The following is a 20,928-nucleotide window of genomic DNA, read 5'->3' on the forward strand; positions in this document are numbered from 1 at the left end:
ATGTCGATGAATAAATTACTGATGATGGCGGTATCGGCTGTTCTGCTGGCAGGCTGTGCGCCTACCGCCGATCAGGCACAGATTTCGCAAACGCGTGAAGACTACCGCACCTGTATTAACTCTTCAGAAGGTAATCCGGACAAACTGGCGACCTGTCAGGTGTTGCTGAACAAGCTGAAACAGGAAAAAGCACACCAGAAATTTGCGGAACAGGAAACAGTTCGCGTGCTGGATTACCAGCGCTGTCTGACGGCGCGCAAAACCGGTGATGGTCAGGCATATGCGGCGGATTGCGGTAAAATCTGGCAGGAAATCACATCCAATAACGCGCCTGCAATGGCGAACTAATAGCAGATTTTTGTAAAAGCCTTAGCTGGCAAAAACATCATTATCAAAAGCGAAACCCCGGCTTGCCGGGGTTTTTTACGTCGGCAAGCGGCGTCTGTGTTCGGGGTGAAGCACAGGCATAAAAAAACCGCTTTCCAGCGGTTAGTTTATTTAGAACATTTGCGACAATCGAAGCTGTGCAAATTAATGCGCAGGTTTGTCATTGTGCAAAGATTCATCTTCACGGCAGTCGCCTGCTTCACAGTGACCGTACAGGTACAGACTGTGGTTGGTCAGTTTGATGCCATGTTTTTTAGCAATCTCACGCTGACGACCTTCAATATATTCGTCACGGAATTCAATCACACGACCGCAATCCAGGCAGATCAGGTGATCGTGGTGATGTTGCTGAGTCAGTTCGAATACGGACTTGCCGCCTTCGAAGTTATGACGGGTGACGATACCAGCATCATCAAACTGGTTCAGAACACGGTATACCGTGGCCAGACCAATTTCTTCGCCCATATCAATCAGTTGCTTGTACAGATCTTCCGCACTAACGTGATGACCTTCCGGCGCTTGCAGCACTTCCAGGATTTTGAGGCGCGGAAGCGTGACTTTTAAGCCGGCTTTCTTCAGTGCGGTGTTGTTGTCAGTCATGCGGATTCAGTCCTGTTACTATGTGCTAATCAAGTTGAGGCATGCAGCCTGTGGCATCGGCGGCACAAAATTGTTCGTTTACTGTTCTTCGTTTAAGGGAAGTGTGCCCATTCTCGTAAACGACAGCCTGTTAATAAAGATCACAAATTGCCTGTCACACTAATAATGCAACGACTTGATCGATAGAAAAAACAGATGAACTCAGTGTACCTTGATACGACCGAAAGTTACAATTTTGTAGCGGTTAAATTGTTAATTTCAGTAATAGTTTGGCCCTTCAATTGTAGAATAAATCCTCAGGGCCAACAGGGTTTTAGCCGATAATTTCTGAAAGGCTGAGTTCTTCTGTGATCTGTTTCACCCACGCATCAACACGTTCAGCGGTCAGTTCCGGCTGACGGTCTTCGTCAATTGCCAGTCCGATGAAGTGCTTATCATCTGCCAGGCCTTTGGATGCTTCAAAGTGGTAACCTTCAGTTGGCCAGTGTCCGACAATCACTGCGCCGCGTGGCTCAATGATATCGCGCACGGTACCCAGTGCATCGCAGAAATACTCGGCATAGTCTTCCTGATCGCCGCAGCCAAACAGGGCAACCAGCTTACCTTCGAAATCTATCTCTTCGAGCGACGGGAAAAAGTCATCCCAGTCACACTGCGCTTCACCGTAATACCAGGTTGGAATTCCGATCAGCAAAATATCGAATTTTTCCAGATCCTCTTTGCTGCTCTTCGCAATGTCATGCACCTCAGCCACATCTTTACCCAATTGTTTCTGGATCATTTTAGCGATGTTTTCGGTGTTACCTGTATCGGATCCAAAGAAGATACCTACAACGGCCATAAGATTATCTAACCTCTTGTTCTAAATGAAGTGCCCTGCATTGCAGGCAATAATAGCGAAGATGATAACAAACTCGCGAGGCGGAGAATATGCTTCTGCTCGCCTTCTTAACTGGGGAATAAGTTTATCGGGCAATATTTTAAAGTGTTATCGCCATCGTGTGCTTATCAACCACAGGGTTCCTGAGGTCATAAGCAAAGTGAAGAAATAAACCGGCTCCTTCCTTAAGTTTACGCATGTCCCGCCGATAGATGATGCGAGAGCAATCTCAACATAATAAAGAAATCGATGCCCGGAGAGGTGTTCAAACATGTCCGGGGGCGTAAGCCTGCTGGTTACCTGTTTTGATTCTCCGCATCCCCGTCAATCCTCAGACCAGAAACAGTCCTGTTTCGAGAGAGGCATATCGTGCAGTTTTTAAAAAATATTACCATCAGGGCCGCTTTATTAACCATTCTTGGCATCTTCTGCGTGATGTGGGCCGGTGTTTCCCTTTATACCGTCACATCACTTGGCACATTAACGCAAAATACCAGGAACAGTACCGAACTGGTCAACAACATGACGCTGATCAGCAAAGGTAACGATCAGTATTTCCGTACCGTGACGCGTCTGAGTCGTGCGGTTGCACAGCTTCAGGCTGACCCGTCAAAGGGCCCTGAAATTTTTGACAGCGCCAAACAATCTCTTGATGGACTGACTCAGGCGCTGGCTGATTTTAAATCAGTACCCCATCCGGGCCTGGAAGAATCAGCCATTCAGGAACTGCAGACCAGCTGGGAAAACCTGCTGACACAGGGCGTTACGCCGTTATTCAATGCTGCCAGCAGTAAGAATATCGACACCTATAACCAGTTAGCCAACACCACGGTTCCGGCGCTGAGCCGCACTTTTGGTTCATCAATGGAAAAAGTCAGCAGCCAGATTTCAGTTGATTTTCAGGCCGCACAAAATGAATCCAATCATCTGACCTACATGAGCAAAGTGATCCAGCTGAGCGCATTTGGTATTGGTTTGCTCCTGTTGCTGCTGACCGACCGCTATCTGGTGATGGCGCTGGTGAAACCGCTGGATAAAATCCGCGATCAGTTCGCGGTGATCGCCAGCGGTGACCTGACGCAGTATATGGAAGAGTTCGGTAAAAACTGCGCCGGTAAACTGATCCCGCTGCTGAATGTGATGCAGGCGAGTCTGGTGAATACGGTGCAGACGATCCGTAACTGTACTAACCATATCTATCAGGGCGCATCGGAAATTTCAGCAGGGAATAATGACTTGTCTTCGCGTACCGAAGAACAGGCTTCTGCTCTGGAAGAAACTGCAGCCAGCATGGAAGAACTGACAGCGACGGTGAAACACAATGCCGATAACGCACATCACGCCAGCCAGCTGGTGATTGAAGCCTCCGGCACAGCGCAGAAGGGCGGAAATATTGTGGCGGACGTGGTCAGTACCATGAAAGACATTTCCGGCAGCTCAAAGAAAATTGCTGAAATTACGTCGGTCATCAACAGCATAGCTTTCCAGACCAACATTCTGGCGCTGAACGCCGCAGTTGAAGCCGCACGTGCGGGCGAACAGGGGCGTGGATTTGCGGTGGTCGCCAGCGAAGTGCGCAATCTGGCACAGCGCAGCGCCCAGGCGGCGAAAGAAATCGAATCCCTGATCAGCGAATCGGTTTCCCGCGTCGACAGCGGTTCTAAACTGGTTGAAAACGCCGGTCTGACGATGAATGAAGTGGTGCGCTCAATTACGCATGTCACGGATATCATGGCGGAAATTGCTTCGGCATCTGATGAGCAAAGCAAAGGCATCGGTCAGGTGGCGGTGGCGATCACTCAGATGGACAGTGTGACGCAGCAGAACGCCTCGCTGGTTGAAGAGGCATCGCAGGCTGCGGTTTCTCTGGAAGAACAGGCTGCATTACTCAACAACGCCGTGGCCACGTTCAAACTCAAAGACAGCGTCACCAACGTGAAGGGACGTCCAGCGAAAGCGGTTTCCGCTCCGTTGCTGCGTCCGGATACCGGGATGGGCGGGTTGCTTTCGGCGAATAGCGCGAAAAGTGCTGAGAACTGGGAAACGTTTTGAGAAGCACGAAGAGAGTGAGCGTTGAATAAGTAAGAAAAAACAAACGGGTAGCCTGAAAAGGTTACCCGTTTTTAATCAGCCTTCATGACCGTTAAGATGTGCCAGCAGCATCTCTTCAATCAGTTCGCTACGACTGATGTTACGTTCTTCAGCCAGCTTATTGAGCGTATCAACAGCATCGGCATTCATTTTCAGCTCAACGCGACGCAGACCGCTCGCTTTATCGCGGCGTAACTGATTGCGCTTGTTGATCCTGAGCTGTTCATCACGGGATAGCGGATTTGTTTTTGGACGCCCCGGACGGCGGTCATCTGCGAACAGATCAATCGTCGTGCGATCCAGTTGTTCTTTTGCCATAGGTAGCGGTACAACCAGGGAAGTTTTTACATCGGAAAACGGCAAGCCGATTCCTGACGAGCGTTTCACACATTTCGGGCTAAGAAACCCTGACCCAATTTACCCCCCGCGACTCAGCCTGAGTGAACGGGGCGGCAAAATTATAGCGCGCAATCATACACTGGCGCGCCTGGGGTTCACAACGCCTGATTGCCCTGATTTCATGATAACTTTCTAAGTTGTGCAGACTTTTTGCACAATTTATCCCCAGGATGTTAAACCTTAGTCCACATCGATGAAACGGTGAACAGCGCGCAGCACGGCCTCAGGTTTTTCCGCGTGAACCCAGTGTCCGGTTCCGGCGACGACATAGGCTTTGGCCTGCGGGAACTGACGGGCGATATCTTCGCGGTAAGCGTCCTGCACATACGGCGACAATCCGCCGCGGATAAATAACGCCGGGTGATCCCACGCCGGTACGTCTTCCCAGCCGGTGATGGTTTCGTATTCACTGAGCAGCACCGGAACGTTAAAGCGCCATTCTCCCTGCTGGAAAGATTTCAGCAGAAACTGAATCACGCCGTCTTCCTTTATATACTCGCGCATACAGGCGGCAGCCGACGTGCGGTCACGTAATCCGGCAGCGGTGACGGCGTTAATCGCGGCAAAAATCTCATCGTGACGGCGCACGCGGTAATCGACCGGCGCGACATCAATGACGATCAGCTTCTCGATACGGTCAGGGATCAGCGCGGTCAGCGCCATCGCTGCTTTGCCGCCCATCGAGTGGCCGATAACAATGATTTTTTGGAAACCCACTTCATCCAGCGTTTCTGCTAAATCCTGCGCCATCGCGGCGTATGACATCTCATCAGAACGCCCGGACTGGCCGTGGTTACGCAAATCGACCTGTAACACTCTATGCTGTTGTTTCAGGTCGCGGCCCAGAACGCCCAGATTATCAAGGGTTCCGAACAGGCCGTGGATTAACAAAACCGGCAGGGCATGGCTGCCAGCGACTTCAGGTTCTTGCAGGCGATAATGTAATTTCATGGCGAAGTTCATACTGATAAACGATTCCATTAGGTTATCATGAGTTGCGGATGATTTTTTAGAACAGAAAGTTTCTGCCAGATGCCTGAGCGGGATTTGACTACCAGAAGCAAGAACAGGCCGGAGCCTGCATGCAGCAAAAACGGGAAGTAGTCTGGTTTTTGCTTCGCGGCGCAATTCCCCTGTTTGTTACTGTGTAGAAATTTGTATAATCCTTTTGAATTAAGTAGAAAAACAGTACTGGATAAAGATGAAAACTATTGAGGTTGACGAAGAACTCTACCGCTACATTGCCAGCCACACGCAGGCTATCGGTGAAAGTGCGTCTGATATTTTACGCCGTATGTTGAAGTTTACTGCCGGACAGACCGCTCCTGCCGCGACAGTGAATGCTTCCATTATTGCCGGCACCGTTGCACAGGAAAAACCTGTCGCCGCTGCAGCACCGACGTCGCGTGATAAAGTCCGCGCCGTCCGTGAACTTTTGCTGTCTGACGAATACGCAGAGCAGACCAAAGCGGTGAACCGCTTTATGTTGATCCTGTCGACCTTGTATGGCCTGAACCCGAAAGAATTTGCCGTTGCGACCGAGTCATTAACGGGCCGCACACGTACCTATTTTGCCGGTGACCAGCAAACCCTGCTGCAAAACGGCATTCATACCAAGCCTAAACACGTTCCCGGAACGCCGTATTGGGTTATTACGAATACCAACACAGGTCGCAAACGCAGCATGATCGAACACATCATGCAACTCATGCAGTTCCCGGCGGAACTGACTGACAAAGTGTGCGGCACCCTCTAAATTTCAGCGTAAGGGAGAAGCGCCAGTGGCTAATCACCCCCGTGCAGGGCAACCTGCTCAGCAAAGCGATTTGATTAATGTGGCGCAGTTAACGTCACAGTATTACGTTCTGCAACCGGATCCGGCTAATACAGCACACGCTGTGAAATTCGGCACGTCCGGTCATCGCGGTAGTTCGTTGCGTCACAGCTTTAATGAAGCGCACATCCTGGCCATTGCTCAGGCAATTGCTGAAGTGCGTAAAGAGCAGGGCACCACCGGCCCGTGCTACGTGGGTAAAGACACACATGCGTTGTCTGAACCGGCGTTTATCTCTGTGCTGGAAGTGCTGACGGCGAATGGCGTGGATGTCATCGTGCAGGAAGACAACGGCTTCACGCCGACGCCTGCGGTGTCTCACGCTATCCTGACCCACAACCGCAACGGCGGCGCGCTGGCTGATGGCATCGTCATCACCCCTTCGCACAATCCACCGGAAGATGGCGGCATCAAATACAACCCGACCAACGGTGGCCCGGCAGATACCAACCTGACCTCCGTGATTGAGAAACGCGCTAACGCACTGCTGGCTGCGAAGCTTGCGGGTGTGAAACGTCAGTCTCTGGATCAGGCGTGGAAAAGTGGTCATCTGGTGGCGCAGGATCTGGTTCAGCCGTTTATCGAAGGCCTGACCGACATCGTTGATATGGCCGCGATTCAGAAAGCAGGCCTGAAACTGGGTGTGGATCCTCTCGGTGGTTCCGGTATCGAATACTGGAAGCGCATCGCTGAGCATTACAAACTGGATCTGACGCTGGTGAACGATGAAGTCGATCAGACTTTCCGTTTCATGCATCTCGACCACGACGGTGTGATCCGCATGGACTGCTCGTCTGAATCCGCCATGGCCGGTCTGCTGGCGCTGCGTGATAAATTCGATCTGGCCTTTGCCAATGACCCTGACTACGACCGCCACGGCATTGTGACGCCAGCCGGTCTGATGAACCCCAACCATTATCTGGCGGTGGCGATTCAGTACCTGTTCCAGCACCGTCCGCAGTGGGGCAAAGAGGTTGCCGTCGGTAAAACGCTGGTTTCCAGCGCGATGATCGACCGCGTAGTGGAAGATTTAGGCCGTAAACTGGTAGAAGTACCGGTAGGCTTTAAATGGTTCGTTGATGGTCTGTTTGACGGCAGCTTCGGTTTTGGTGGCGAAGAAAGTGCAGGGGCTTCTTTCCTGCGTTTCAATGGCACCCCGTGGTCTACCGACAAAGACGGTATCATCATGTGCCTGCTGGCCGCGGAAATCACCGCCGTCACCGGCAAGAACCCGCAGGAACATTACAACGAGCTGGCTGCCCGCTTTGGCGCGCCAAGCTACAACCGTATTCAGGCACCTGCAACTCACGCGCAGAAAGCCGCGCTGTCTAAACTTTCTCCTGAACAGGTGAAAGCCGACACGCTGGCCGGTGACCCGATCACTGCCCGTCTGACCAACGCTCCGGGTAACGGCGCGTCAATCGGCGGCCTGAAAGTGATGACCAAAAACGGCTGGTTCGCGGCACGTCCGTCCGGTACAGAAGAAGCCTACAAAATTTATTGTGAAAGCTTCCTCGGTGCTGAACACCGCGAACAAATTGAGAAAGAAGCGGTAGAAATCGTCAGCAAGGTTCTTGCCGACGCTAAATAAGCCGTTTTCTGTTTCTCATCAAAGGCGCTGATTATTCAGCGCTTTTTTTTTGCGCATTTCTTGCCGCCAGTTCAGAGACGAAAAAGATATATCTAAATGCGCTTTTCGGCTTGCCAGTTTCTGAAAATCGATCTAGTTTAGATATATCGAAATAATTCGATATATCTAAATAGGACGTAAACTATGTTTAGCAAAATGTTTGAAGGCCGCCACCGCGGTCACGGTTGCCGGGAAGAAGGGCATCGTGGTCATTGCCGTCATGAATCAGATCGCAGCGATCACAGCGAGCGTCACATGTTGCGCCGGGATGGCCGCCATCGTGGTGAAGAACGTGGTGAAGAAGGGCGCGAACGTCGCGGACGTGGCGAAGGCCGTCGCGGTGGTCGTGGCGAGCGCGGTGTGCATCGTCTGTTTGAACACGGTGATTTGCGCCGCGTGCTGCTGGCGCTGGTGGCGAAGAAACCAAGCCACGGTTATGAGTTGATCAAAGCCATCGAAGAAGCGTCTTCCGGTCTGTATGTGCCAAGCCCTGGCGTCATTTATCCGACGCTGACGCTGCTGGAAGAGCAGGATTTCCTCGAGCCTGTCGCCACCGGTAATGGTCGTAAAAGCTATCAGATAACTGAAGCCGGAAAAGTCGAACTGGCGCAGCATCAGGCGGCGGTGGATGTGATTTTTGCCCGTCTGGCTGGCGCTCAGCGTCCGCGTGAAAACAATCTGGCAGAAGGTATTCATGAATCGATGCACCGCCTGCGTCACGCGCTGCGCGGCAACATGATGCGTTCGGATTTAACGCCGGAGCAGGTGGTGCGGGTGAGTGCCATTTTGCAGCAGGCTGCGGAAAGTCTGGAAGCTGAATTTGGCGAAGCCAAACCGGAAACTGACGAACCTAAGGCATAAAACGATAGCCTACGCCGGTTTCAGTCAGTAAATGACGCGGCCGGGTGGCGTCGGCCTCCAGTTTCTGGCGCAAATGCCCCATGTAGATGCGCAGATAATGGCTGTGTTCGACGTAATTCGGGCCCCACACGTGACTCAGTAACTGACGCTGAGTAATCACTTTGCCGCTGTTTGCCAGCAGTTCGGCCAGCAGGCGAAACTCAATCGGCGTCAGATGACAATCTTCCCCGTTTCGTTGTACGCGGCGGTTGATCAAATCTACCGTCACATCCGCAAACGTGACCAGCGGACTTTCCTGTGAATTGCCCGCATGACGGCGCAGCGCCACGCGAACCCGCGCCAGCAGCTCACCAACGCCAAACGGCTTGGTCAGAAAATCATCGGCACCGGCATCCAGCGCGGCAATTTTGTCTTCTTCACTCGTGCGAGCGGACAGCACAATCACCGGGATCGCGCTCCAGTGGCGCAAATCGCGGATATACGTCAGGCCGTCACCGTCCGGTAAACCGAGATCGAGAATAATCAGATCCGGTTTACGCGTGCCGGCCTCAATCAGCCCGCGTTGCAGCGTCTCACTTTCAAATACCCGCAAGCCTTCCGCCTCGAGCGCCGTGCGCACAAAGCGGCGGATCTCTTTTTCGTCTTCAACAATTAAAATATTTACCGGGGATGCGCTCACGTTGCCTCGTCGATGTCAGTGTCCATATCCGCTTCCATCTCGGGCAGGGCTTCCAGCGGCAGCCTGAAACGGAAACGCGCGCCGCCGTCAGGGCCATTCTCCGCCCAAATTCGTCCGTCGTGCACCTCAATAATGGCACGGCAAATCGCTAATCCCAACCCCACGCCGGGAATAGCTGACTCTTTATTTCCCCTGGCGAATTTTTCGAAAATAGCGTGTTCGGCACCGGCCGGAATTCCCGGACCGTTATCCCAGACTTCGATCTCCAGCCACTCATCCAGCGGTGTGGCTTTTATGCCAATCGTCGCGCCAATACCGGCATATTTATGGGCATTTTCCAGCAGATTGATCAGCACCCGTTCAATCAGGCTGGCGTCGCAGTTCACCAGCACCATTTCCTTCGGCAAATCTATCTCGATGTGGTCGTGAGCCAGCACCGGTTCAAGCATCCGCAGCGCGCTGCCGGTGATTTCTTCCACTGACTGCCACTCTTTGCGCAGATTAAATCCGCCGGACTGAATGCGCGCCATATCCAGCAGATTATTCACCAGCCGTGTGGTGCTCAGTACCTGCTGGCGGATCTGGCTGGCCTGCGGGGCGTGCTTCGAACCTTCCGATGCCAGATCCAGCGTCAGGATTTCCGCCTGCCCGAAAAGCACCGTCAGAGGCGTGCGCAGGTCATGGGAAAGCGCTGAAAGCAGTGAGTTGCGCAGTTGCTCGCGTTCAGTTTCCAGTCTTGCTGTTTCCGCGCTGGCGGCCAGATGCAGGCGTTCCAGGGCATTAGCAATCAGCACGGTGAAAGTTTGTAGCAGACGTTGCTGTTCCGGCACCAGTAGCTGGCGGATATTCGGCGGTTCGACCGCCAGCAGACCGCGGGATTCACCGGAAGCAATCAGCGGCAAAAGCTGATACGGCACGCCGGGCAGGGTATCGGTGCCCGCACCGGCAGGCATTTTTTTATCGAAACTCCAGCGGGCGATGGCGTCATCCACCACAATCGACGTGGTTTCACCGGCAGGTTGTGCCAGTTCGCCATTCTCCTGCGGCAGCAAAATGGCGGTTTTGGCATTCAGGCTGGAAGAAATAAAGTGGCGGCTGGTTTGCGCAATGGCTTCCGGCGTCAGCGACTGGCTCAGCCCTTTGGACATTTCATACAGATGCTGCGCGCGTTTTTCACGGTGACGGGCGATGCGCGCCTGATAACGCACACCGGCGGTCAGATTCCCGATCAGAATACCGACGATCAGCATGACGCCGAACGTCACCAGATACTGTGCATCAGTGACCGCCAGTGAGCCGCGAGGCTGGACGAAAAACAGATCGAAGCTAACGACATTGATTACTGCCGCCAGCACCGACGGCCAGCGGCCATAAAACAGCGCGACAATCACCACGCCGAGCAGATACACCATCACCAGGTTGGCTTGATCGAAGGTCGGCACCAGCCATTGCGACATCACGGTGATCACCGCACACAGCGCCACTGCCAGCGAGCAGCCCCAGAGCTGGCGGCTGAAGCGGTCAGCGAATGTGCGTGAGTCCTGTTCTTTGCGTGCCGGATTGGGCGGGGAATCTTCCAGTCCGACCACGATGAGATCGAGATCCGGCGCGATATTTGCCAGTTTATCGGCAAAACTGGCGCTGAACTTCCAGCGTTTTTCGCGGCGGCGGCCGGTCACGATTTTGCCCAGACGATGCTCGCGGGCGTAGCGTAAAATCGCCTGTTCTTCCTGCGGATCGGAGAGGGTGGCGGTTTCCGCGCCCAGCTCCTGCGCCAGTTTCAGGGAGTGCAAAATGGCGCGTCGCTGACCTTCCGGCAGACGATGCAGACGTGGCGTTTCTACATACACCGCATGCCAGACGCAGCCGAGACGTGCGGCCATGCGCGATGCAACACGCACCAGTTTTTCATTACCGCCGCCGTGACCAATGCACAGCAACAGTGCGTCGCGGGTATGCCAGACACGATTAACGCCCTGATCGTCGCGGTATTCGCGCATCTGATCGTCAACGCGATCGGCGGTGCGGCGCAGGGAAAGCTCGCGCAGGGCAATGAGATTGCCTTTACGGAAGAAGTGTTCGATGGCGCGTTCGGCCTGACCGGGAATATAAACTTTGCCTTCTTTCAGGCGCTGGCGCAGGGAGTCTGGCGGCAAATCCACCAGCACCACTTCGCTGGCGTCATCAAACAGACGGTCGGGAACGGTTTCGCGAATAATAATGCCGGTGACGCCGCTGACCACATCGTTCAGGCTTTCGAGATGCTGCACGTTGACGGTGGTAAACACGTCGATTCCGGCATCGAGTAACTCTTCGACATCCTGCCAGCGCTTCGGATGGCGCGAACCGGCGGCATTGCTGTGCGCCAGTTCGTCCATCAGGATCAGGGCAGGGCGGCGGGCCAGCGCGGCATCGAGGTCAAATTCCTGCACCTGACGACCGCGGTGGTTTATGCGTTTCGGTGGTAACAGAGAAAGCCCCGGCAGCAGCGCCTGCGTTTCCTCCCTTCCGTGGGTTTCCACCACCCCAACCAGCACGTCGAGACCGGTGGCGCGCAGACGCTGTGCTTCCTGCAACATGGCAAAAGTTTTCCCGACGCCCGCACAGGCGCCGAAAAAGACTTTCAGTTGCCCGCGTGGTTTCTCATTGGCGAGCGCCAGCAGGCTGTCAGGATCGGGTCTTTCTTCTGTCATATCACCCTTCATACTTCGAGCTGCAGGTGCGTTGGCTTCACTCAGTCACCCGAATCACTTACTTATGTAAGCTCATCGGGACTCCTTCACTTGTCGCCTTCCTGCAACCCGAATTATTTTGGTTGGTTAATTGGTTAATTGGTTAATTGGTTAATTGGTTAATTGGTTAATTGGTTTTCAGTTCATCCAGCGCCTGATTCATCCCGAGCACGTTAACCACGTCGGGGCCGAGGAAACCAATCAGCGGCGATGATGTATTATCATCAATCAATTTATTCACTTGCGCCAGTGGCAGACCACGCGCGGCAGCAATGCGCGGTGCCTGCCATTGGGCGGCGGCGACCGAAATCTGCGGGTCTAAACCACTGCCACTGGCGGTGACCAGATCCACCGGCACCGCCGCCGGACTTTGCGGGTTGGCCTTGCGCAGCGCAGCCACACGGTCTTTCACCGCCTGATCCAGCGCCGGATTACTGGCCGCCAGATTGCTGCCAGCGGACGCCATCGGGTTATATGGCGAGTCGGAGGTGACAGAAGGACGTCCCCAGAAATAATCATTACGGGTAAAATTCTGCCCGATCAGTTCTGAGCCAATCACTTTATTCCCGCTGTCTTTAACCAGCGAACCCATGGCCTGAGTACGGAACACCAGTTCTGAGACGCCGGTGGTCAGCAGCGGATACACCACGCCGGTCGCCAGCGTCAGCAGAACCGTCATCACCAGAGCCGGGCGGACATAGGACATTCTTTTAACGGACATAATGGTCTTCCTCAAAAATCAGCTCAGATGTAAAACGGTCAGGATCACGTCAATCAGTTTGATACCCGCAAATGGCACCAGCAGTCCGCCGACGCCATAAATCCACAGGTTACGGCGCAGCAGGGCGGCGGCACTCATGGCTTTATAGCTCACGCCTTTCAGCGCCAGCGGGATCAGAAACACAATCACCAGGGCGTTGAAAATAACCGCCGACATGATGGCCGACGACGGCGACGTCAGGTGCATGACGTTCAGCGCATTCAGCTGCGGATAGGTCGCCGCGAATGCCGCCGGGATAATGGCGAAATACTTCGCCACATCGTTGGCGATACTGAAGGTGGTCAGTGAGCCGCGCGTCATCAGCATCTGTTTACCGATATGCACGACTTCAATCAGCTTGGTCGGGTTGGAATCGAGATCGACCATGTTCCCCGCTTCTTTCGCCGCTTGCGTACCGGAGTTCATCGCCACCGCGACATCGGCCTGCGCCAGAGCCGGGGCGTCGTTGGTACCGTCGCCGGTCATCGCCACTAAACGGCCTTCCGACTGATACTGACGGATCAACGCCAGTTTGGCTTCCGGCGTGGCTTCCGCCAGAAAATCATCCACACCTGCTTCGGCGGCAATCGCAGCGGCGGTCAGACGGTTATCCCCGGTGATCATCACCGTTTTGATGCCCATTTTGCGCAGTTCGGCGAAACGTTCCTTAATGCCGCCTTTGACGATATCTTTCAGTTCGACCACGCCCAATACTTTCGCGCCTTCCGCCACTACCAGCGGCGTGCCGCCTTTGCGCGCTACGTTTTCCACCAGCTCATCAACGGCTTTCGGGAAGGTGCCGCCGTTGGATTCCACATGACGACGGATCGCATCCACCGCACCTTTACGGATACTGCGCTCACCGACGTTAACGCCGCTCATGCGGGTTTGCGCGGAGAAGGGCACGAAGGTCGCATTCAGTGAATGAATATCGCGTTCGCGCAGATTAAAGCGCTGCTTCGCCAGTACCACGATACTGCGGCCTTCCGGTGTTTCATCCGCCAGAGACGATAACTGCGCGGCATCAGCCAGTTCCTGTTCCGTCACCTGAGGGGCGGGCAGGAACTGCGAAGCCTGACGGTTACCGAGCGTGATGGTGCCGGTTTTATCCAGCAGCAATACATCCACGTCACCGGCGGCTTCTACCGCACGACCGCTGGTGGCAATGACGTTGGCTTCCAGCATACGGCTCATCCCCGCCACGCCGATAGCCGACAATAAGCCGCCGATGGTGGTCGGGATCAGACACACCAGCAGCGCAACCAGCACGGTGACAGTCACCGGAATGCCGGCGTGACTAGCGCCCACGCTGAACAGTGAGAACGGATACAGCGTCGCCGTTGCCAGCACGAACACCAGCGTCAGCGCCACCAGCAAAATGGTCAGCGCCACTTCGTTTGGGGTCTTGCGGCGTTTCGCGCCTTCGACCATCGCAATCATGCGGTCGAGGAAGGTATCGCCGGGGTTGGCCGAACACTCCACAACCAGCCAGTCGGACAACACGCGCGTCCCGCCGGTAACCGAGGAGAAATCACCGCCGGATTCGCGGATCACCGGCGCGGACTCACCGGTAATCGCGCTTTCATCCACAGATGCACCGCCGGTCAGCACTTCGCCGTCGCACGGCACGGTATCGCCTGCTTCGATCAGCACGTAATCGCCTTTGCGCAGCGTATCGGCGGCGACTTTGATCACCGGCGATTCAGGGCGCGGTTCGTAGATTTTTTTCGCCCAGCTGGTTTTCTGCACGCCTTTCAGGCTCTGCGCCTGCGCCTTGCTGCGGCCTTCCGCCAGCGCTTCGGCGAAGTTGGCAAACAGCACGGTGAACCACAGCCACAGCGACACGCTGCCGGTAAAAGCCGCGCTGCCGTCGGTACGGTGCAGCAAGATCGCCAGCCAGATAAGGGTGGTCAGGATGCTGCCCAGATACACCACGAACATCACCGGATTGCGCCACTGAACGCGGGGATCCAGCTTTTTCACCGAATCCAGCAGGGCAGTGCGGATCAGGCGGGGTTCAAATAACGCACGTTGTTTACGACTCATCTTTTTAGTCTCTATATTCATCAGTTCAACGAGTTACGCAGCATTACTGTGCTGACCAGACCTGCAAATGTTCCGCGACCGGTCCCAGCGCCAGTGCCGGAATAAAGGTCAGCGCGCCGACTAACAACACGGTGCCGACCAGCAGGCCGATAAACAGCGGGCCGGACGTCGGCAGGGTGCCGTTGCCTGCCTGCTGGCGCTTTTTCGCCACCAGTGAACCGGCAATCGCCAGCACCGGAATGATCACCCCGAAGCGGCCAAAGAACATGCACGCTGCCAGCAACAGGTTGTAGAACGGTGTGTTAACACTCAGTCCGGCAAACGCGCTGCCGTTGTTGTTGGCCGCGGAGGACACCGCGTACAGCACTTCACTGAAACCGTGTGCGCCGGGGTTTAAAATCCCCGCGCGACCTGCGTCGGTGACCAGTGCCAGCGCGGTGCCGAGCAGCACCAGCGTCGGTGTAACCAGGATCGCCAGTGCGGTCATCTTCATGTCGTAAACGTCGATTTTCTTACCGAGATATTCCGGTGTGCGGCCGATCATCAGCCCGGCGATAAACACCGTCAGCAGCACGAACAACAGCATGCCGTACAGGCCGGAACCCACGCCGCCGAACACCACTTCACCGATCTGCATCAGCCACATCGGTACCATGCCGCCGAGCGCGGTGAAGGAATCGTGCATGGCGTTGACCGCACCGCACGATGCCGCCGTGGTGACCACCGCATACAGGCTGGAAGCCAGAATGCCGAAGCGGCTTTCCTTACCTTCCATATTGAAGTTGCTGTCCGCACCGAGCATCGTGAAGTGCGGGTTACCTTTGAGTTCGGCGTACATCACCACTACCACCGAGACGACAAAAATCACCGACATCGCCCAGACCAGCGCGTGTCCCTGACGGTTGTCGCCGACCACCCGGCCAAACGCGAAGCACAGCGCACAAGGGATAATGAAAATTGCCAGCATCTGCACCATGTTGGTCAGCGCCGTCGGGTTCTCAAACGGATGCGCGGAGTTAGCGCCAAAGAAGCCACCGCCGTTGGTGCCGAGCATTTTGATCGCTTCCTGAGAAGCCACCGGCCCCATCGGCAATGTTTGTTGCAGGCCTTCCAGCGTGGTGATGTGCTGATACGCTTCGAAGTTTTGCAGTACGCCCTGACTGACGAAAAACAGCGCCAGCAGGAAGGACACCGGCAGAAGCAGATACAGCGTGATGCGCCATAAATCAGTCCAGGCGTTACCGATGGTCTGCGCTGAAGGACGCGCAAAAGCGCGGATCAGAGCGAACGCTACGGCGATACCGGTGGCAGCAGAAAGGAAGTTTTGCACGGTCAGTCCGACCATCTGACTGAGATAGCTCAGCGTACTTTCGCCGCTGTAAGCCTGCCAGTTAGTGTTGGTGACGAAACTTACCGCGGTGTTAAAGGCCAGATCCCATGACAGTCCGCCATAGTGCTGCGGATTCATCGGCAACGCGCCCTGTGCCATCAGCATCGCCGTCAGCACAATAATGCCCAGAATGTTGAATACCATGATCGCCAGCGCGTACTGCCACCAGTTCATTTCAGCATGGCTGCTGCCAGACGTGCGTAAAACACCGTTTTCAATGCGTTGAATAAATGCGCCGGGCTGTCCTTCGATCAGTTGAGCAATAAAATTACCCAGTGGTTTTGCCAGCAGCAAAAGCACCAGCATAAAACTGGCAATCAGTAAGAATCCGGTTGCGGCCATTTAAAAATCCTCCGCATTCAGCAGGGCATAAACCAGATAGCCGAGCAGCAGAAGAACCAGTAATGCGCCGCAGATTACGCCAACACTCACAATCCACCTCCACAGGTGTGTTTTTATGTTGTGGCGAGAATAAGGAAAGGCGGGAAAAGATCCTGAAAAGAAACATAACCGCAGTGTAAAAAAAGTATAAAAATGCGCAAAAATGAAACCATAAAGAAACTTTAATTGCGTATTTATTTAACCATTCTGTAACTTAATTACAGTGTCAGGGCAAAATTGGCGAATATTTACACTTTTAAGTGGTCAGATGAGTAGTAAAATTTCATCAATTGCAGTATATTTTTCGCAACTTACAGTTTCCGAAAACTTTCCAAATTTCACAGGAGCAACGCGATGAATGAATACACGCCATATACAATGACCCGCATACTGGCCCGCCGCGCTTTTGTTATCGCAGCCGGTGTGCTGGCTCTGCCGGTCATGCTGTTCCGCGCTGACCGCGCTCGTTTTTACAGCTATTTACACCGCGTCTGGATGAAAACCAGCGATAAGCCGGTGTGGCTGAGTCATGCTGAGATGGCGACCCAGGATTTTTATTAATTTAGCTCCCTCCCCTGCGAAGGGGAGGGTTGGGGTGGGGTATTAAGTTCAAACACCCGATTTGAAGTCTGCGTAAACCGTTGTTCGGTCTGCTAAACCCCCTCCCATCCTCCCCCTTCGCAGGGGGAGGAGCCAAAAACCCCGTTTCCCCGCGGGGTTTTTTATTGCTGGTCGATAAACCTGTACAACATTATTTTTATGTATAACTTGTGCTAAGGTTATACATGCAGGTGATGAAGTTAAGGCACCCCTCTTTTTTCTTAATACCGGGAGCTGACCATGGCGAAAACAATTCCAGTTGGCATCAGTGCATGTCTGTTGGGCGACAACGTGCGTTTTGATGGCGGTCATAAACGCCTGGCGTTTGCCGTCGAGCAGTTATCACCTTATGTGCGCTTTGAGTCGATCTGTCCGGAAATGGCCATCGGCTTACCCGCACCCCGCGCGGCACTGCGTCTGATTAAACACGACGACGGCGTGATCATGCGTTTCAGCAACGATGAAACGACCGATATCACTGAGAAGATGCAGGCCTACGCGGAAAAACGCGTTGCACCGCTCGATCACCTTTGTGGCTATATCGTTTGTGCAAAATCTCCCAGCTGCGGAATGGAGCGGGTGCGCGTTTACAGCGCCAACGGTAAAGACGCCAAAAAATCCGGCGTCGGGATTTATACCGCCGAGCTGATGAAGCAGCATCCGTGGCTGCCGGTAGAAGAGGACGGGCGTCTTAATGATCCGGTGTTACGTGAGAATTTTGTCGAGCGCATTTTTACGCTGTTTGAACTCAATCAGCTGCGGGAAAGCGGTCTGACGCGCGGCAAACTGATGGCTTTCCATAGCCGTTATAAACTCATTTTGCTGGCCCATTCGCAGCCGGAATACCGCGAGCTGGGGCGCTTTGTTGCCGCGATGGCCGAATGGGATTCCCTTGAAGAATACTTTAAAGAATATCGCCTGCGGCTGATGAATCTGCTGAGTCATAAGGCCACGCGCCGCAATCACACCAACGTGCTGATGCACGTGCAGGGATATTTCCGTAAACAGCTGAGTTCGCCACAACGTCAGGAACTGGCCGGACTGATCGACCGTTACCGTCAGGGCATGCAGCCGCTGCTGGCGCCAATCACGTTGCTCAAGCATTACATGTCGGAATATCCGGACGCTTATCTGGCTGACCAGCGTTATTTCGAGCCTTACCCGGAAGCACTAAAACTTCGATACGGACATTAAAAGGAGTGTTATGACCACGCATTTAGTCTGGTTCCGTAATGATCTGCGGATAACCGATAACCGCGCGTTGCATGCTGCCTGTGAAGACCCGCAGGCGCGAGTGATTGCCCTTTTTATCGCCACGCCGGAACAGTGGAAACAGCATGAGATGGCACCACGGCAGGCGATGTTTATTTATCAGCATCTTCAGGCACTGCAACATTCACTGGCAGAGCGCGGTATCGGACTGCATTACCATCAGTGTGATGATTTTGCTGACAGCGTGGACTGGCTGAAGGATTTCTGTAAATCCGAAAAAGTGGATGCACTGTTTTACAATAAACAGTATGAATTCAATGAACGTCAGCGGGATGCGGCAGTTGAAAAAGCGGTCAGTGAATCGGTCATCTGCCACGCGTTTGACGACAGCTTGCTGCTGCCGCCGGGTTCGGTCACGACCGGCAATAATGAAATGTACAAGGTGTATACGCCTTTTCGCCGCGCGTTTTTATCCCGCCTGACCGAGTCCGACAGCCGTTCCCTGCCTGCGCCACAAGTCCGGGGAAATGCCGGAAAAGTGGTGATGCACCGGCTGATGCCCTTCGATTATCCGCTGGCCGATATTGGTGACGACTTTGCGATTGGCGAAGAAGCTGCGCGTCATCAGCTGCGCAGTTTCTGCCGGGAACAGGTTCAGGATTATCTCGAACAACGCGATCTACCGGCGGTCGACGGCACCAGTTCGCTGTCGCCTTATCTGGCTATCGGCGTGCTTTCGCCGCGTCAGTGTCTTAACCGTCTGCGCACCGAATGCCCGGATGTACTGGAGAAAACTGACGGCGGCGCGTTCGGCTGGCTGAATGAGCTGGTGTGGCGTGAGTTTTACCGTCATCTGATTGTTGCCTGGCCGAAGCTTTGTAAGCATCAGCCGTTCGTGGAATGGACCGACAATGTACGCTGGCGTCATGCACCGGAAGAGTTACAGGCGTGGAAAGACGGTAAAACCGGTTATCCGATTGTGGATGCGGCAATGCGTCAGCTGAATTCAACAGGCTGGATGCACAACCGCCTGCGTATGATTGTCGCCAGTTTTCTGGTGAAAGATTTGCTGATTAACTGGCGCGAAGGCGAGCGTTATTTCATGTCGCAACTGCTCGACGGCGATCTGGCGGCCAACAATGGCGGCTGGCAGTGGGGCGCTTCTACCGGCACCGACGCCGCACCGTATTTCCGTATTTTCAACCCGACCACGCAGGGTGAACGTTTTGACAAAGCAGGACGCTTTATCAAAGCCTGGGTGCCTGAACTGGCGGATGTGCCAGAAAGAGACATTCATCAACCCCATCGCTGGGCGGAAAAACAACATCGCGTGCTAGACTACCCGCTGCCGGTTATTGATCATGCGCGGGCGAGAAAAGATACGCTCGCGGCATTTGAGGCGGCAAAAAACCGGTCTGACTGACCTTACTCTCACCACGACAAGGAGCGATGTGATGAAAAAGTACCTGCTGGCGCTGATGCTGGCATGCTGGGCGGGACAGGCCACCGCAGGATTTGATGTGGTGGCGCTGGGCGTGAACGGCGGCGTCGAAGAAGGCAATCTCACCTCGTACCTGATCAGAAGTGATGATCAAAAACTCTATCTCGGGCTGGATGCCGGTTCTGTTTTGCCGGGCATCCGCAAGGCGCTGGATAAGGGCAGTTTTCCGCAGGTGACCGCTGAAAATGCCGCGCCGCTGACCCCGCAGGGCGCGATTTTCCGCAATCTGATTGGCGGATACTTTATCAGTCACGGTCATCTCGACCATCTTGCGGGATTGATTATCAGCTCCCCGGAAGACAGCAAAAAACCGATTTACGGCACGGCGGATACCATCGGTACGCTGCGCCAGCATTATTTCAATGGCCGCGTCTGGCCGAACTTCACCGACTCCGGCAGCGGTTTGCGCATCGGCACTTATCGCCTGAATCAGCAGCGTCCGGCGCAACGTTTTTCTCTCGGGCTGACCGGGCTGGATGGCAATATTTATCCGCTCAGCCATGGCGGCACACCATCGAGCATGATTCTGGTGAGCCGCAATAAAGAGTCGTTTGCCTTCTTCGGCGATACCGGCCCGGATGAAGTCGAAAAATCGAAGAACCTGGATACCGTCTGGCGCGTTCTGGGTGATGAGGTGAAAGCCAAACGGCTGAAAGGCATCATCATCGAGACCTCTTATCCTGATGGTGTGCCTGACAGCAAACTGTTCGGGCACCTGACACCGGACTGGTTGCTCAAAGAACTGGGGATTTTGCAGCAATACGCTGGGGGCGAGGGTTCGCTGAAAGATCTGACGGTGATCATCAGCCATGTCAAACCGGGCCTGAAAGCGGGTGCGGATCCTGAAAAAGAGATCATGGCACAGCTGGAGAAAGGCAATAAATTTGGCGTGAAGTTTGTCAGAATGGCGCAGGGTGATAAATTAGAGGTCAAATAGACCATTCA

Annotated in this window: 19 protein-coding genes; 9 read left to right on the plus strand and 10 right to left on the minus strand. The window is 54.2% G+C overall.

The genetic code is table 11. The features are described from left to right. The first annotated feature begins 6 nt into the window (after positions 1 to 6). Positions 7 to 348, plus strand: a complete 342-nt coding sequence (chiQ, locus tag CKQ54_RS09685) for a ChiQ/YbfN family lipoprotein (protein ID WP_167459665.1) — start codon at positions 7 to 9, stop codon at positions 346 to 348. 183 nt (positions 349 to 531) lie between these two features. Here the strand turns inward: chiQ and fur are convergent, their stop codons facing one another. Together fur and fldA are read right to left on the minus strand one after the other, a co-directional pair. Next, positions 532 to 987: a ferric iron uptake transcriptional regulator gene (gene fur / locus CKQ54_RS09690; protein ID WP_015698140.1), complete on the minus strand. Its 456-nt coding sequence runs from the start codon at positions 985 to 987 to the stop codon at positions 532 to 534. Between the two features lie 313 nt (positions 988 to 1,300). Further along, a complete protein-coding gene (gene fldA, locus CKQ54_RS09695; RefSeq protein WP_112287653.1) occupies positions 1,301 to 1,828 on the minus strand; it encodes a flavodoxin FldA in 528 nt (175 codons plus the stop codon). A gap of 408 nt (positions 1,829 to 2,236) precedes the next feature. Here fldA and CKQ54_RS09700 point away from each other — a divergent pair, with 408 nt between their 5' ends. Continuing rightward, positions 2,237 to 3,919, plus strand: coding sequence for a methyl-accepting chemotaxis protein (locus CKQ54_RS09700; protein ID WP_120160356.1), 1,683 nt, complete (start codon positions 2,237 to 2,239; stop codon positions 3,917 to 3,919). Between the two features lie 75 nt (positions 3,920 to 3,994). Here CKQ54_RS09700 and ybfE read toward each other — a convergent pair whose 3' ends face one another. Both ybfE and ybfF read right to left on the minus strand, forming a co-directional pair. Next, positions 3,995 to 4,276 (minus strand): LexA regulated protein, encoded by a 282-nt coding sequence (gene ybfE, locus CKQ54_RS09705; protein WP_056772022.1) that lies wholly within the window; start codon positions 4,274 to 4,276, stop codon positions 3,995 to 3,997. A 261-nt stretch (positions 4,277 to 4,537) separates the two neighbouring features. Then, the gene (gene ybfF / locus CKQ54_RS09710) at positions 4,538 to 5,320 is read right to left on the minus strand and encodes an esterase (RefSeq protein ID WP_113876247.1); all 783 of its coding nucleotides are present in this window, start codon (positions 5,318 to 5,320) and stop codon (positions 4,538 to 4,540) included. 238 nt (positions 5,321 to 5,558) lie between these two features. Here ybfF and seqA point away from each other — a divergent pair, with 238 nt between their 5' ends. The 3 genes from seqA (at position 5,559) to CKQ54_RS09725 (ending at position 8,682) form a co-directional block, all read left to right on the plus strand. Next, positions 5,559 to 6,113 (plus strand): replication initiation negative regulator SeqA, encoded by a 555-nt coding sequence (gene seqA, locus CKQ54_RS09715; protein WP_112287655.1) that lies wholly within the window; start codon positions 5,559 to 5,561, stop codon positions 6,111 to 6,113. A 25-nt stretch (positions 6,114 to 6,138) separates the two neighbouring features. Continuing rightward, positions 6,139 to 7,782 (plus strand): phosphoglucomutase (alpha-D-glucose-1,6-bisphosphate-dependent), encoded by a 1,644-nt coding sequence (gene pgm / locus CKQ54_RS09720; protein WP_113876044.1) that lies wholly within the window; start codon positions 6,139 to 6,141, stop codon positions 7,780 to 7,782. Positions 7,783 to 7,965: 183 nt separating this feature from the next. After that, entirely contained in the window at positions 7,966 to 8,682 is a 717-nt protein-coding gene (locus CKQ54_RS09725) for a PadR family transcriptional regulator (RefSeq protein WP_112287657.1), read from the plus strand. Here CKQ54_RS09725 and kdpE read toward each other — a convergent pair. The 6 genes from kdpE to CKQ54_RS09760 form a co-directional block, all read right to left on the minus strand. Continuing rightward, positions 8,672 to 9,361, minus strand: coding sequence for a two-component system response regulator KdpE (kdpE, locus tag CKQ54_RS09730; RefSeq protein ID WP_120160358.1), 690 nt, complete (start codon positions 9,359 to 9,361; stop codon positions 8,672 to 8,674). The genes CKQ54_RS09725 and kdpE overlap by 11 nt on opposite strands. After that, positions 9,358 to 12,054, minus strand: coding sequence for a two-component system sensor histidine kinase KdpD (gene kdpD, locus CKQ54_RS09735; RefSeq protein WP_113876041.1), 2,697 nt, complete (start codon positions 12,052 to 12,054; stop codon positions 9,358 to 9,360). The genes kdpE and kdpD overlap by 4 nt, the downstream gene beginning before the upstream one ends. 166 nt (positions 12,055 to 12,220) lie before the next feature. Then, complete coding sequence (gene kdpC, locus CKQ54_RS09745; RefSeq protein WP_208644616.1) at positions 12,221 to 12,799, minus strand: potassium-transporting ATPase subunit KdpC; 579 nt, start codon at positions 12,797 to 12,799, stop codon at positions 12,221 to 12,223. A gap of 33 nt (positions 12,800 to 12,832) precedes the next feature. Further along, complete coding sequence (gene kdpB, locus CKQ54_RS09750; RefSeq protein ID WP_120160363.1) at positions 12,833 to 14,899, minus strand: potassium-transporting ATPase subunit KdpB; 2,067 nt, start codon at positions 14,897 to 14,899, stop codon at positions 12,833 to 12,835. A gap of 43 nt (positions 14,900 to 14,942) precedes the next feature. Further along, positions 14,943 to 16,631 (minus strand): potassium-transporting ATPase subunit KdpA, encoded by a 1,689-nt coding sequence (gene kdpA / locus CKQ54_RS09755; RefSeq protein WP_120160365.1) that lies wholly within the window; start codon positions 16,629 to 16,631, stop codon positions 14,943 to 14,945. Next, the gene (locus CKQ54_RS09760) at positions 16,632 to 16,721 is read right to left on the minus strand and encodes a K(+)-transporting ATPase subunit F (RefSeq protein ID WP_071823630.1); all 90 of its coding nucleotides are present in this window, start codon (positions 16,719 to 16,721) and stop codon (positions 16,632 to 16,634) included. It abuts the gene before it with no gap. Positions 16,722 to 17,024: 303 nt separating this feature from the next. On the opposite strand from CKQ54_RS09760, the gene CKQ54_RS09765 reads away from it, so the two are divergent. The 4 genes from CKQ54_RS09765 (at position 17,025) to CKQ54_RS09780 (ending at position 20,920) form a co-directional block, all read left to right on the plus strand. After that, a complete protein-coding gene (locus tag CKQ54_RS09765; protein WP_095921190.1) occupies positions 17,025 to 17,231 on the plus strand; it encodes a YbfA family protein in 207 nt (68 codons plus the stop codon). A gap of 279 nt (positions 17,232 to 17,510) precedes the next feature. Continuing rightward, positions 17,511 to 18,464, plus strand: a complete 954-nt coding sequence (locus CKQ54_RS09770) for a YbgA family protein (protein WP_120160367.1) — start codon at positions 17,511 to 17,513, stop codon at positions 18,462 to 18,464. A 10-nt stretch (positions 18,465 to 18,474) separates the two neighbouring features. After that, positions 18,475 to 19,905 carry a deoxyribodipyrimidine photo-lyase gene (phrB, locus tag CKQ54_RS09775; RefSeq protein ID WP_120160369.1) on the plus strand — a complete coding sequence of 477 codons (1,431 nt, stop codon included), beginning with the start codon at positions 18,475 to 18,477 and terminating at the stop codon, positions 19,903 to 19,905. Positions 19,906 to 19,936: 31 nt separating this feature from the next. Continuing rightward, on the plus strand, positions 19,937 to 20,920 hold the full coding sequence (locus tag CKQ54_RS09780) for an MBL fold metallo-hydrolase (RefSeq protein ID WP_120160371.1): 984 nt from the start codon (positions 19,937 to 19,939) through the stop codon (positions 20,918 to 20,920). The last annotated feature ends 8 nt before the right edge of the window (positions 20,921 to 20,928 follow it).

This window comes from Rahnella variigena (genome assembly GCF_003610915.1).
GTDB classification, from domain to species: Bacteria; Pseudomonadota; Gammaproteobacteria; order Enterobacterales; family Enterobacteriaceae; genus Rahnella; species Rahnella variigena.